This is a genomic window from Amycolatopsis sp., assembly GCF_035546795.1.
Taxonomy (GTDB): Bacteria; Actinomycetota; Actinomycetes; order Mycobacteriales; family Pseudonocardiaceae; genus Amycolatopsis_E.
On record NZ_DASZWC010000055.1, the window covers coordinates 1 to 13,606 of the forward strand.

General features: G+C 69.1%; 10 protein-coding genes and 1 rRNA gene. 7 read left to right on the forward strand and 4 right to left on the reverse strand.

Annotated features, from left to right (window positions below; all coding sequences use genetic code 11):
* The first annotated feature begins 9 nt into the window (after positions 1 to 9).
* Positions 10 to 126, forward strand: a 5S ribosomal RNA gene (gene rrf / locus VHD82_RS28145).
* A gap of 88 nt (positions 127 to 214) precedes the next feature.
* Here rrf and VHD82_RS28150 read toward each other — a convergent pair.
* The 3 genes from VHD82_RS28150 to VHD82_RS28160 form a co-directional block, all read right to left on the reverse strand.
* The gene (locus tag VHD82_RS28150; RefSeq protein WP_325710533.1) at positions 215 to 1,864 is read right to left on the reverse strand and encodes a phospho-sugar mutase; all 1,650 of its coding nucleotides are present in this window, start codon (positions 1,862 to 1,864) and stop codon (positions 215 to 217) included.
* Between the two features lie 17 nt (positions 1,865 to 1,881).
* Entirely contained in the window at positions 1,882 to 2,673 is a 792-nt protein-coding gene (locus tag VHD82_RS28155) for a purine-nucleoside phosphorylase (RefSeq protein WP_325710536.1), read from the reverse strand.
* 63 nt (positions 2,674 to 2,736) lie between these two features.
* Positions 2,737 to 4,344: a serine/threonine-protein kinase gene (locus VHD82_RS28160; protein WP_414637589.1), complete on the reverse strand. Its 1,608-nt coding sequence runs from the start codon at positions 4,342 to 4,344 to the stop codon at positions 2,737 to 2,739.
* Between the two features lie 193 nt (positions 4,345 to 4,537).
* On the opposite strand from VHD82_RS28160, the gene mutA reads away from it, so the two are divergent.
* From mutA to VHD82_RS28185, 5 genes are all read left to right on the forward strand, one after another.
* Positions 4,538 to 6,397 carry a methylmalonyl-CoA mutase small subunit gene (gene mutA, locus VHD82_RS28165; protein WP_325710542.1) on the forward strand — a complete coding sequence of 620 codons (1,860 nt, stop codon included), beginning with the start codon at positions 4,538 to 4,540 and terminating at the stop codon, positions 6,395 to 6,397.
* The gene (gene scpA / locus VHD82_RS28170; RefSeq protein WP_325710545.1) at positions 6,397 to 8,559 is read left to right on the forward strand and encodes a methylmalonyl-CoA mutase; all 2,163 of its coding nucleotides are present in this window, start codon (positions 6,397 to 6,399) and stop codon (positions 8,557 to 8,559) included. The genes mutA and scpA overlap by 1 nt, the downstream gene beginning before the upstream one ends.
* Positions 8,560 to 9,543: a methylmalonyl Co-A mutase-associated GTPase MeaB gene (meaB, locus tag VHD82_RS28175; RefSeq protein WP_325710548.1), complete on the forward strand. Its 984-nt coding sequence runs from the start codon at positions 8,560 to 8,562 to the stop codon at positions 9,541 to 9,543.
* A gap of 59 nt (positions 9,544 to 9,602) precedes the next feature.
* Positions 9,603 to 9,929 carry a hypothetical protein gene (locus tag VHD82_RS28180; RefSeq protein ID WP_325710551.1) on the forward strand — a complete coding sequence of 109 codons (327 nt, stop codon included), beginning with the start codon at positions 9,603 to 9,605 and terminating at the stop codon, positions 9,927 to 9,929.
* Positions 9,930 to 10,089: 160 nt separating this feature from the next.
* Positions 10,090 to 11,385 carry a M20 family metallopeptidase gene (locus VHD82_RS28185; protein ID WP_325710554.1) on the forward strand — a complete coding sequence of 432 codons (1,296 nt, stop codon included), beginning with the start codon at positions 10,090 to 10,092 and terminating at the stop codon, positions 11,383 to 11,385.
* A 191-nt stretch (positions 11,386 to 11,576) separates the two neighbouring features.
* Here the strand turns inward: VHD82_RS28185 and VHD82_RS28190 are convergent, their stop codons facing one another.
* The gene (locus VHD82_RS28190) at positions 11,577 to 12,029 is read right to left on the reverse strand and encodes a gamma-glutamylcyclotransferase (protein WP_325710557.1); all 453 of its coding nucleotides are present in this window, start codon (positions 12,027 to 12,029) and stop codon (positions 11,577 to 11,579) included.
* A 145-nt stretch (positions 12,030 to 12,174) separates the two neighbouring features.
* Between VHD82_RS28190 and VHD82_RS28195 the strand changes: the two genes are divergently transcribed.
* A complete protein-coding gene (locus tag VHD82_RS28195) occupies positions 12,175 to 13,578 on the forward strand; it encodes an NAD(P)H-quinone dehydrogenase (RefSeq protein WP_325710560.1) in 1,404 nt (467 codons plus the stop codon).
* Positions 13,579 to 13,606: the final 28 nt, after the last annotated feature.

The window sequence follows — 13,606 nt, forward strand, 5'->3', positions numbered from 1 at the left end:
TCGTAGTGTTTCGGTGGTCATGGCGGCGGGGAAACGCCCGGTCCCATTCCGAACCCGGAAGCTAAGCCCGCCAGCGCCGATGGTACTGCAACCGAAGGGTTGTGGGAGAGTAGGACACCGCCGAACTAAAATTGAAAACCCCGGGGTTCCGGTTGAGAATGGCTTAAATTCTCCTGGAACCCCGGGGCTTTCGCTTTTTCCGGGTCATTTCGGCTCACTCCGCCGGCGCGGTCGTCAGTGCTTCCACGTCCGCGCGCAACGCGGAAAGCCGTTCGCTCGCAGCAGAACGAGCGGTGCCCAGTGAATCTGCGACCGGTTCCGTCACCTGCAGATAGCTCTTCAATTTCGGCTCCGTGCCGGACGGACGGATGACCACCCGCAACCCCGCACCGGTGATCCGTAGCGCATCGGTTTCGGGCAGCAGATCCTCTGTCGCGACGTCAATGCCGGCCAGTTGACGAGGCGGCGCCGCGCGCAAGGCCGACATCACCTTCTCGCGGACACTCAAATCCGTGACACGCAACGAAAACTGGTCGGTCAGGTACACGCCGTGCCGCAACGCGAGCTCGTCCAGCACGTCCAGCGGCGTGCGGCCCGCGGCCTTCAGCGTCGCTGCGAAATCACACGCGACCACGGCCGCGGCGATCCCGTCCTTGTCACGGACGAACTCGGGATTAACGCACAGGCCCAGCGCTTCCTCGTATGCGTACAACAAACCGTCGCCGGCGCGGGTCAGCCATTTGAACCCGGTCAGCGTTTCCGCGTAGCGGGCCTCATGTGCTGCCGCGATCGAGCCCAGCATCGACGAGGACACGATCGTCGTTGCTACCAAGGGATTCACGCTATCCGATGTGGACAGTAGGCGCTCGCCGAGTAGGACGCCTGTCTCGTCGCCGCGCAACATTCGCCACGATCCGTCCGGGCCGGGCACGCCGAGCGCGCACCGGTCGGCGTCCGGGTCCAAGGCGATGGCCACATCCGCATCCACTCGGGAAGCCAAGGCCAGCAACAGATCCGTGGCGCCCGGCTCCTCCGGGTTCGGGAACGAGACCGTCGGGAAATCCGGATCCGGCGTCGACTGTTCGGAAACCAGGTGTACGTCGGTGAATCCGGCGCGCGCCAATGCTTGCGTGAGCACCTCGGCGCCGACACCGTGCAAGGCCGTCGCCGCGATCCGCAGCTGTCGGGCCGAACCCCGGGGAAGTGCCCCGACACGCGTGAGATACGCGTCCAGCAGATCGCTGCCCACCACGCGAAAACCCGGACTGCGCGGCACACTCACCGCGCCCGGCGCGGCGGCGATCGCGCTCTCTATCTCTCCATCGGACGGGGGCACGATCTGCGAACCGCTCTCGTCGTAGAGCTTGTATCCGTTGTCCGCCGGGGGATTGTGCGAGGCGGTGACCTGGATACCGGCGACCGCACCGAGGTGCCCCACCGCGAAAGCCAGTACCGGCGTAGGCAACGGGCCGGGTAACAGCCGGGCTTCGAAACCGGCGGCGGCGAGCACTTCCGCTACCGCGGTGGCGAAATCCTCGGAACCGTGTCGGGCATCCCGGCCGATCACCACTATCCCGCCGGACTTTCCGTGCCGGGTCAGCCACTCCGCGACCCCTGCGGTGGTCCGCACGACGACGGCGGTGTTCATCCCGTTCGGGCCGGCGCGGACCGGGCCGCGTAGCCCTGCCGTGCCGAACTCCAGCGGTCCGTTCATCCTGTCGGCGAGTTCGGCCACGGCGCCGGGCCGACCGCCCAGCGCATCGGCGACGACCGCCTGCAACTCGTTCCGCGTCCGCGCGTCCACGTCATCGGCGATCCAGCGGAAAGCCCTGTCTCGCAAGGCGGGGGTCAGCCGTTCACTCACCGGCCAAGCCTACGGCTTCAGGCGCGTGCCACCAGTTCACGAAGCAGCGCGCCCATCTGCTGCGCCGACGCGCGGCCGGCTTCGAGCACCTCTTCGTGGCTCAGCGGTTCACCGGTCATCCCGGCCGCCAGGTTGGTCACCAGCGAGAGCCCGAACACCTCGACCCCGGCCGCGCGGGCCGCGATCGCCTCCAGCACCGTGGACATGCCCACCAGGTCCGCGCCCATCGTGCGCAGCATCCGGATCTCCGCCGGGGTCTCGAAATGCGGGCCGGGCAGCCCCGCGTAGACACCTTCCTCCAGCGACGGGTCGATTTCCCGCGCGAGCTTCCGCAGCCGGGGCGAGTACAACTCCACCAGGTCGACGAAGTTCGCGCCGACGATCGGCGAAGTCGCGGTCAGGTTCAGGTGATCGGAGATCAACACAGGCTGCCCGACGTGGAACCCTTCGCGCAAACCACCGGCGGCGTTGGTGAGCAGGACCGTCTTCGCCCCGGCCGCGGCCGCCGTGCGCACGTTGTGCACCACGCGGCCGATTCCCTTGCCCTCGTACAGATGCGTGCGGCCGAGCAGCACCAGCGCGCGCTTGCCGTCGACGTCAAGCGAGCGGACGGTGCCGCCGTGCCCGATCGCCTCTGGACGTTCGAACCCTGGCAGCTCCTCGAGCGGGATCTCCGCGTTGTCGGAGCCGATCACGTCCGCGGCGGGCCGCCACCCGGAACCGAGCACCACGGCGATGTCGTGGCGCTCGATCCCGGTGCGCTTGGCGATGGTCGCCGCCGCCGCGCCTGCCAAGTCCTGTTCACTCATGCGTCGAGACTAACGGCGCACCCAGGGGGTCGGACCGCGAGTCGCCGATGGCGGCGCGGCGGTTCAGCCGGTGAGTTTGAACGTCGGCGAGATGCGTTGGTACAGCTCGGTTTTCGCGGAGTTCTCCTGCTCGGTCGGCACGGTCACGCTGACCGCCCACAGGCCGGTACCGACCCGGAAGATCTGCGCGAACGTGGTCCGGCTGACCTTCGCGGTGCTGCCGGCCGAGCCCTGGTCGAACGTCCGGTAGGTCATCTCGATCCCGTCGCGGCCGTCGGTCAGCCGGTCGGAGTCGACCTGGGTGAACGTGCCCGGCCCGCGGCTGCCGGCGAGCCCCTTCACGTACTGGTCGATGGTGTAGTTCGGGAAGTACCCGGGGATGTGGTCCACCGCGAGCATCTGCGAGCCGTCCGGCGAGACCCAGCGCACGAGCGTCGACGGCGGCAGGTTGTCCCCGACCCCGGAGCCGGTGAAGCGTGTCCAGTCCTGGGGCACGTCCACGGTGAAGGTGGCCGATTTGTCGCCCTTGACGCTCGAGGCGTCGCCGGTGCGGTTCTGGAACTTCGTGGGCGGTGGCTCGTTGGTGACCGCGGGATTCTCCGGCTGCGGTGGCCTGATCGGCTCGGCACCGATGACCCGCGCGGCCACGAACCCGCCTGCGGCGGAGACGAGGAACAACAGGATCGCGACGCTGGTCAGGATGGCCGTCGTGGTCACCTTGCGGCTGGCAGGGGCAGGCCGGGGCGCCGTCGGACCCGTCATGAAGGGCAGCGGCCCGGGGTCGGCCGCGAGCTCCTGACTGACCTCGCCGGGCTTCGGCACCGGCGGGGCGGCGGGCGCGATCTCGCGGGTGTCGGTCGCCTCGGCGCGACGGCCGGAGGCCTGCCGGAACATCTCGGCGGTGAACAGGGTGCGCGGGGCCTTGGTGATCAGCGGATACAGCTGCTGGCGGACCGTGCGCAGCGGCATGCGGTCGCGCGGTTCCTTCGCCATCAGGCCGGCGATCACCGGGGCCAGCGGGCCGGGTGTCGGCCGCGGCACCTCGCCCTTGACGACCTTGCCCATCGTCTCCATCGGGTCGCCGTCCGCGTCGTAGGGCGGGTGCCCCTCGACGGCGTTGAACAGCGTCGCGCCGAGACCCCACAGATCGGCGCCCGGGGTGACCGCTTTGCCGGAGGCGACTTCCGGCGACATGTACGCGGGGGAGCCGAGCGTCATGCCGGTCCTCGTCATGGTCGCCTCGGAGACGTTGCGGGCGATCCCGAAGTCGGTGAGCTTGATCCGGCCGTCCTCGGCGACGAGTACGTTGCCCGGTTTCACGTCACGGTGTGTGATCCCCGCGTCGTGCGCCGCCTCCAGCGCGGCGGCGACCGCGTCACCCACCGCGGCGGCTTGTTCCACCGACAGTGGGCCGTGCTCGCGGACCAGTTCGGCCAGGCTGTGCGACTGCAGCAGCTCCATCACCACGAACGGTTCGCCGTCCTGACGGGCCACGTCGTGCAGCACGATCACGTTCGGATGAGACAGCACCGCGATGGCCCTGGCCTCGCGTAACGTGCGCTCACGGAGTTCGTCGGCCTGCCCCGCGGTGACCCCTGGCGGCAGCCGGATCTCCTTGACCGCGACCGGTCGCTGCAGGAATTCGTCGTAGGCCGACCACACGGTGCCCATCGATCCGGAGCCCAGCACCGACCGCAGCCGGTAACGGCCGGCTATGACGCGGGGCTCTTCGCTCGCGGTGGACACCGGGACATTGTTGCGGATGCACGCGCTGTTGTTGCGGGACACCCGTACCCCGCGCATACCACCTACCGCGAGCAGGGTCACATTCGCTGCGGTTGCGCTCCTCTTACCATCGGTAGTTATGAGTCAGGCTGGGACAACGGGGCCCGATGAGCTCGCGCTCGCCGCTGAGTTCGCCGCGCCCGAACGCGCCGACTGGCAGCAGCTCGTGGCCGGGGTGCTGAAGAAGAGCGGGGCCTTACCGGAGGATTTCACCGGCGCTCCCGAGAGCCTGCTGACCAGCAGAACCTACGACGGCATCGAGATCCGGCCGCTGTACACCGCGGAGGACCAGGCGCCGCCCGCCGGTTTTCCGGGGCTTTCGCCGTTCGTCCGCGGGGCGAAACCCGAGGGCGCGGTGGGCACGGGCTGGGAGGTGCGCGTGCTGCATGCCCATCCGGACCCGGCGGTGACGAACAAGGCCGTGCTGGCCGATCTGGAGCACGGCGCAGGCTCGGTTTGGCTGCGCGTGGACGGTGACGCACTGCCACTGGACAGGCTGGCGGACGCGCTGAACGAGGTCTACCTCGATCTCGCGCCCGTGGTCCTCGAAGCGGGAGAGCACTACGAAGCCGCGGCGAACGCGCTGCTGGACTTGCTTGCCGAGAAGAACATCCCGGACAGCGAGGTCGTCGGTAACCTCGGTGCGGACCCGATCACCCTGCGTGCGCGCTCTGGCGAGGCGCACCAAATCGCCCCCGCTGCCGCGCTGGCAGCGCGGCTCGCGCCGAAGTACCCGAAGCTGCGCACGATCGTCGTGGACGGGCTGCCGTATCACGAGGCAGGTGGCTCGGACACACAAGAACTGGGCGCGTCGATCGCCGCCGGCGTCGCGTACCTGCGCGCGCTCACCGACGCTGGGCTCTCCGTCGACGAAGCGGCCGCGCAGCTCGAATTCCGCTTCGCGGCGACAGCCGACCAGTTCCTCACCATCGCGAAGCTGCGCGCTGCGCGCCGACTCTGGTCGCGCGTCGCCGAAGTCTCCGGTGCAGCGCCACACGGCATGAAGCAGCACGCCGTCACGTCGACGGCGATGCTGACTCAGCGCGACCCGTGGGTGAACATGCTGCGCACCACCGTCGCGTGCTTCGCGGCGGGCGTCGGTGGCGCGGACGCGGTGACCGTCCTGCCGTTCGACGCGGCGATCGGCCAGCCCGACGGCTTCTCGCGTCGCATCGCGCGTAACACCCAGGCGATCCTGCTGGAGGAGTCCAAGCTGTCCGGGGTGATCGATCCGGCGGGCGGATCCTGGTACGTGGAGAACCTCACCGACGCGCTGGCCAACGCCGCCTGGCGCGAGTTCACCGAGCTGGAGCGGCAAGGCGGGATCGAGGCCGCGCTGGAGTCCGGCGCGCTGGGCGAGCGGCTCGCCGACACGTGGGCCCAGCGCTCGAAGCGACTGGCCACCCGTAAGGACCCGATCACCGGGGTGAGCGAGTTCCCCAACCTGACCGAGAAACGCATCGAGCGCGACCCGCTTCCCTCCACAGTGGACGGTGGCGGACTGCCGAAGGTCAGGTACGCACAGGCTTTCGAACAGCTGCGAGACCGGTCCGACGCCTACCTTGCCGAGACCGGCGAGCGGCCCAAGGTTTTCCTCGCCACGCTCGGCCCGCTCGCGTCGCATACCGCCCGTGCCATGTTCGCCTCGAACCTGCTGCAGGCCGGCGGGATCGAGCCGGTGAACCCGGGCGCGGTGGAAGACGTCGTGGCGGCGTTCCGGGAGAGCGGCGCGACGGTCGCCTGCCTTTGCGGCAGCGACAAGTCCTACGGCGAGCAGGCCAACGACGTCGCGGCCGCGCTGCACGAAGCGGGGGCGAAAACAGTGCTCCTCGCCGGGAAGCCCGCCGAGTCCTACCGTGGGATCAGCGGTTACGCCTACACCGGTTGTGACGCGCTCGCGGTACTGACCAGCACCCTCGAAACGCTGGGAGTGAACTGATGGCCATCCCCGACTTCTCCGAGGTCAAGCTCGGCATCCCCGAGCCGGCGGACGCCGCCGCCTGGGCCGACGCCCTGCACGCGAGCACCGGCAAGGGCGCCGACGCGCTGGTCTGGGAGACACCGGAGGGCATCGGGGTCAAACCCGTGTACACCGCGGACGATCTGTCCGAAGTGGACTTCCTGGGCACCTACCCCGGAATCGCCCCCTTCCTGCGCGGGCCGTACCCGACGATGTACGTGAACCAGCCGTGGACCATCCGCCAGTACGCCGGATTCTCCACAGCGGAGGAGTCCAACGCCTTCTACCGGCGCAACCTCGCGGCCGGGCAGAAAGGGCTTTCCGTCGCGTTCGACCTCGCCACCCACCGCGGCTACGACTCCGACCACCCGCGGGTGGCAGGCGACGTCGGCATGGCGGGCGTGGCGATCGACTCGATCTACGACATGCGCCAGCTCTTCGACGGCATCCCGCTGGACAAGATGAGCGTGTCGATGACCATGAACGGCGCCGTGCTGCCGGTGATGGCGCTCTACATCGTGGCCGCCGAGGAACAGGGCGTGCAGCCCGAACAGCTGGCCGGGACCATCCAGAACGACATCCTCAAGGAGTTCATGGTCCGCAACACCTACATCTATCCGCCGCAGCCCTCGATGCGGATCATCTCCGACATCTTCGGCTACACCTCGCAGCGGATGCCGCGGTTCAACTCGATCTCCATTTCCGGCTACCACATGCAGGAAGCCGGCGCGACGGCCGACCTGGAGCTGGCGTACACGCTCGCCGACGGGGTCGAGTACATCCGTGCCGGGATGGACGCCGGGCTCGGCATCGACAAGTTCGCGCCGCGGCTGTCGTTCTTCTGGGCCATCGGGATGAACTTCTTCATGGAGGTCGCGAAGATGCGCGCGGCCCGGCTGTTGTGGGCCAAGCTCGTCAAACAGTTCGAGCCGAAATCGGAGAAGTCGCTTTCGCTGCGTACGCACTGCCAGACGTCCGGCTGGTCGCTGACCGCGCAGGACGTCTACAACAACGTGGTACGCACCTGCGTCGAAGCCATGGCGGCCACCCAGGGGCACACGCAGTCCTTGCACACCAACGCGCTCGACGAGGCACTGGCCCTGCCGACGGATTTCTCCGCACGCATCGCGCGGAACACGCAGTTGTTGCTGCAGCAGGAATCCGGCACCACCCGCGTGATCGACCCGTGGGGCGGCAGCGCGTTCGTCGAGCGGCTGACCTACGACCTGGCCCGCAAGGCGTGGGGGCACATCAGCGAGGTCGAGTCCGCGGGCGGCATGGCGCGCGCGATCGACGCCGGCATCCCCAAGCTGCGCATCGAGGAGGCGGCGGCGCGCACGCAGGCGCGCATCGACTCCGGGCGGCAGCCGGTGATCGGGGTGAACAAGTACCGCGTCACCGACGACGAGCAGATCGACGTGCTCAAGGTGGACAACGCCGGCGTCCGCGCCCAGCAGCTGGAGAAGCTCCGGCGGCTGCGCGAAGAACGCGACTCCGACGCGGTCGAAGACGCGTTGCGGCGGCTGACGGCGGCGGCCGACAGCGAGGGCAACCTGCTGGAACTGGCCGTCGACGCGGCACGGGCGAAGGCCACCGTCGGCGAGATCTCCGGTGCGCTGGAGAAGGTCTGGGGCCGCCACTCCGGGCAGATTCGTACGATCTCCGGGGTGTACCGCGATGAGGTCGGGAAATCCCAGAACGTGGACAAGGCCAGGGAACGCGTCGACGCTTTCGCCGAGGCGGAAGGGCGGCGGCCGCGCATCCTGGTCGCCAAGATGGGGCAGGACGGGCACGACCGCGGCCAGAAGGTGATCGCGACCGCGTTCGCCGACCTCGGCTTCGATGTCGATGTGGGCCCGCTGTTCTCCACCCCGGCCGAAGTGGCGCGGCAGGCGATCGAAGCCGACGTGCACGTCGTCGGTGTGTCGTCGCTGGCGGCCGGGCACCTCTCGCTGGTGCCCGCGTTGCGCGAGGAGCTGGCCAAACTCGACCGGCCGGACATCATGGTCGTGGTCGGCGGGGTCATCCCGCCGCAGGACTACGACGAGCTGCGGGCGGCCGGCGCGGCGGCGATCTTCGGCCCCGGCACGGTCATCGCGGACGCGGCGGTCGACCTGCTGGATCAGCTGGAGCGGGCCTGAGTGGCGCGCGAGGTTGACGTCGGGGCCTATGCCAAAGGGGTGCTCGCGGGCGACCGCGGCACCCTGTCGAAGGCGATCACGCTCGTCGAATCGAACCGGCCCGACCACCGCAAACAGGCGCAGGAGCTGCTGGTCGAGCTGCTGCCACACGCGGGCGGGGCGCGCCGCGTCGGCATCACCGGCGTGCCCGGGGTCGGCAAGTCCACGTTCATCGACCAGCTCGGCACCGACCTGACCGAGGCGGGCAGCCGGGTCGCGGTGCTGGCCGTCGACCCGTCGTCCACCCGCACCGGCGGGTCCATCCTCGGCGACAAGACGCGGATGGCGCGGCTGGCCGTCGACCCCGCGGCGTTCATCCGGCCCTCGCCGACGTCCGGCACGCTCGGCGGAGTCGCCCGTGCGACAAGGGAAACCATCGTGCTGATGGAGGCCGCCGGGTACGACGTGGTGCTCGTGGAGACCGTCGGCGTCGGCCAATCCGAAGTGACCGTGGCGAACATGGTCGACTGCTTCCTGTTCCTCACACTGGCGCGCACCGGTGATCAGTTGCAGGGCATCAAAAAGGGCGTGCTGGAACTCGCCGACGTGATCGCGGTGAACAAGGCGGACGGCGAACACGAGCGCGACGCGAAGCGGGCCGCGCGCGAGCTCGCCGGGGCGCTGCGGATGATCTACGGCCCCGACGCCTCCTGGACGCCACCCGTGCTGACCTGCAGCGGGCTCAACGACATCGGCCTGGACACGGTATGGCAGCAGATCGAACGCCACCGCGAGCAGTTGGCCGAGAGCGGCGAGCTGGACGCCAAACGTAAGCAGCAGCAGGTCGACTGGACCTGGTCGATGGTCCGCGAACAACTGCTCGGGCGGCTCGCCGAACACCCCGGGGTACGGGGGATCGTGCCGGAGGTGGAGAGCGCGGTCCGAAACGGTGAATTGACCGCGACGCTGGCCGCGCAACGTATCCTCGATGCTTTCGGAGCGTGACTTAACGTTCGTCACCAGGCACACTGTCTTCCCGGGGTTTGTCGAGGGAGGCGATGGGGATGAGCAAGCTGCGCAGGATGTCGCTCGCGCTGATGCTGGGTCTGCTGTGCTCGCTGACCGCGCCCGCCGCGGTCGCCGTCGCCGCCACGCCGGCCGTCGCTTCGGTTTCCGTGGCCGCCGCTTCCGCGCATCCGATCGCCGAGCAGACCACCGCGCCCGGCCCGACCATCGACCCCGCCGACAACGAGCGCGCGAACGCGCAGAAAACCAAGAGCAAAATCGTCGTCGGCGTGATCGCGGTGATACTCCTCGTGGTCGTCATCTGGGGTCGCAGCCTCCGCCGCAAGAAGCGTAAGAAGTCCGCCGACCAGGCGAAAGGTAAGTGAACCGGTCCCCGGATACAGGTGGGCCGAAATCCCCGCTGCCGTTCAACGCAGATCCACTACCGGCCAGCCCCGAGGAGCCCGCTGAAGCGGTGCCTTGCCGGATGCATGGTGCAGGATTGCGGCAAATGGGTTACACGCTTTTTGCAAATGGAGGTTCGGTGTGACCGTGCTGGACTCACGACGGGAGATTCCCCGCGACCGCGAAAGCGGCCATGCCTCGATCGGGGCATGGGACGCGCTGATCACCGCGGACGGCGTCAGCATGGCACCTGTGACCGACCTCGGTGCGGGCAGAGGACCGTTCTGGCTGGACGACTGGCTCGAGCGCAATGGGGCCGACATCGTGGCCTGGCGCCGGCATATCCACGCCAATCCCGAGCTCTCGCGGCGTGAGTACGCGACCACTGATCTGATCTGCGCCGTGCTGCGCAAGGCCGGGCTGGAGCCGAAGGTGCTCCCCGGCGGCACCGGCGTGATCTGCGATGTCGGCAGCGGCCCCAACTGTGTGGCGCTGCGGGCCGACATCGACGCGCTCCCGCTCACCGAGGCGACCGGGCTGCCTTATTCGTCCACTGTGGAAGGTGCCGCGCACGCTTGCGGGCATGACGCGCACACCTCGATCCTGCTCGGCGTCGCGACCGCACTGGCGTCCGCGCCAGAGCTGCCAGGCCGGGTCCGGCTGATTTTCCAGCCCGCGGAGGAGGTCATGCCCGGCGGCGCGCTGGACGTGATCACCGCCGGCGGGCTCGAGGGCGTCGACCGCATTTTCGGCCTGCACTGCGACCCGCGGCTGGAGGTCGGCCAGATCGGCTCCCGCGTCGGTGCGCTGACCTCGGCCGCGGACCTGATCGAACTGCGGCTGACCTCGCCCGGCGGGCACACTTCGCGGCCGCACCTGACCGCGGACCTCGTGCACGCGCTGGGTGTGGTGATCACCTCACTGCCTTCACTGCTTTCGCGGCGAGTGGATCCGCGTTCCGGCACCGTTCTGGTGTGGGGTGCGGTGCACGCCGGCCAGGCCGCGAACGCTGTCCCGCAGGACGGTGCGTTGCGCGGCACGCTGCGCACGGCCGACCACGAGGTGTGGAAGTCGCTGGAGCCGCTGGTCGCTTCGTCGGTGGAGTCGCTGCTCGCGCCGACGGGAGTCGGGTTCCAGCTCGACTACCGGCGCGGAGTGCCGCCCGTCGTCGGCGACGCGGAGAGCACGGCGCTGCTGCGCGCCGGTGCCGAAGCGGCGCTGGGCGAGGATGCGTTGGCAGGTACGGAACAGTCGTCCGGCGGCGAAGACTTCGCGTGGTATCTGGAGCACGTGCCGGGTGCCTTCTTCCGGCTCGGCGTGTGGTCCGGCGAAGGTGAGATGCGCGACCTGCACCGCCCGACGTTCGAACTGGACGAGCGTGCCTTGGCGGTCGGTGTCCGGGTGATGATCCACACCGCCCTGGCCGCTCTCGCCTGACGTCCCCGGGCCCGGGCTCCCGGGGCGCTCCGGTCCCCACCTGCGCCCCTCGGTCCCCTTCCCGGGATCAACGATGTCCGGTCCCATGAGAATGGGCGCCAGGTAACCCGAATCGGCTTTCTGCGGTGATTTCACGCCCGATGCCGCCGGCACGAGGCACGAAAATATGGCGGCTCGATGTGCGCGAGGCGTCAGGTAGCGATGCCGCGGCAGGGGCGGGTGCGGAGGTCGTCGACGTAGTCGGTTGGGGCACCGGCGGCTTCGGCGGCGTCCGCGAGGACGCCGAGATAGCGAGCCGACGGCAGGCCGCCCTCATAGGCGTCGAGCACGTAGAACCATGCCACCACGGAACCGTCCATCGTCTGCACGCGTAGCCGGATCTTGTTGTGCAGCCCGAGTTCGCCGCCCTCCCAGCGGTCCAGCAGCGCCTCGTCGACGGCGATCACGTCGTAGAGCACCACGAACACCCGCGAAGCCGGGTCCTCGACGATCGTGGCCAGCGCGCCTTCCCAGCCGATGTCCTCGCCGCCGAACGTGAGCCGCCAGCCTTCCAGCCAGCCCGTCCCCGCCATCGGCGAGTGCGGAGCGCGCTCCATCATCTGGGCGGGTTCCATGTTGGACCCGTAAGCGGCATACAACGGCACGGCCAACAGAGTAGCCGCAACCCGGAGCGTTTCAGTCGAGGGTGCTGGCGGGTCGGTGGTGTGGATAACCGGGGCTCACCCGACCGGACGTAGCAGAGGCGCCCCCTCTTAAGGTGGGTGTGAGCCCGGTGAGTAGGAGGATGTCGTGACCAGGATCGTGATCATGGGCGGTGGCCCGGCCGGCTACGAGGCGGCACTGGTGGCCGCTCAGCACGGTGCGAACGTCACGGTCGTGGAGCGCGACGGGCTCGGCGGCGCGTGCGTGCTCTACGACTGCGTCCCGTCGAAGACGTTCATCGCCTCTTCCGGGGCCCGGGCCAGCATGCAGGGCCTCGGTGAGCTGGGCATCGCGACCGATCTCGTGCAGACCCGGATCGACTTGCGCACGGTGCACGGGCGGGTCAAGGGCCTGGCTCTCGCCCAGTCCGCCGACATCCGGGCGCGCGTCCAGCGCGAGGGCGTCCGGGTGATCATCGGCGAGGCGCGCTTCCACGACGACGAGCCCGGCCTCGCCACACACAAAGTCCTGGTTAACCCTCGATCGGGTGAGCCTGAAATCCTCGACGCCGACGTGGTGCTGGTCGCGACCGGCGCGACCCCGCGGGTGCTCCCCGGCGCCGTGCCGGACGGCGAGCGCATCCTCGACTGGCGTCAGCTGTACGACCTGAAGGAATTGCCCGAGCACCTCGCCGTGATCGGTTCGGGTGTGACGGGTGCCGAGTTCGCCTCCGCGTACACCGAGATGGGCGTCAAGGTCACCGTCGTGTCCAGCCGTGACCGCGTCCTGCCGCACGAGGACGCCGACGCCGCCGCAGTGCTCGAAGAGGTGTTCTCCCAGCGCGGAACGGCCGTTGCCAAGCAGGCGAGGGCGGACAAGGTCGAGCGCACTGAGAAGGGCGTCTCCGTGCACCTGACGGACGGCCGGGTGATCGAGGCCAGTCACGCCCTGATGACCGTGGGCTCGATTCCCAACACCGCCGACATCGGGCTGGACCGGGTGGGCATCGAGCCCGGCCCCGGCGGTTTCATCGGCGTCGACCGTGTCTCCCGCACCAGCGTGCCCGGCGTCTACGCGGCCGGCGACTGCACCGGTGTGCTGATGCTCGCGTCCGTCGCCAGCATGCAGGGCCGGATAGCGATGTGGCACGCACTCGGCGAAGGCGTCGCCCCGATCAAGCTGAAGACTGTCGCGGCGAACGTCTTCACCCACCCCGAAATCGCGACCGTCGGCATTTCGCAGCAGGCGATCGACTCGGGCGAGGTGCCCGCCCGCACGATCATGCTGCCGCTGGCCACGAACGCCCGCGCCAAGATGGAGGGGCTGCGGCACGGTTTCGTGAAGCTGTTTTGTCGCCCCGCCACTGGTGTGGTCGTCGGTGGTGTCGTCGTTGCGCCAAGTGCCAGTGAACTCATCCTTCCGATTGCGCTGGCCGTGCAGAACCAGCTGACCGTGGAGCACCTGGCGCTCACGTTCTCGGTGTACCCGTCGCTTTCGGGGTCGATCACGGAGGCAGGCCGTCAGCTGATGCGGCACGACGACCTGGACTGATCGCCGTCACGGTTTGATGTCGGCGGGC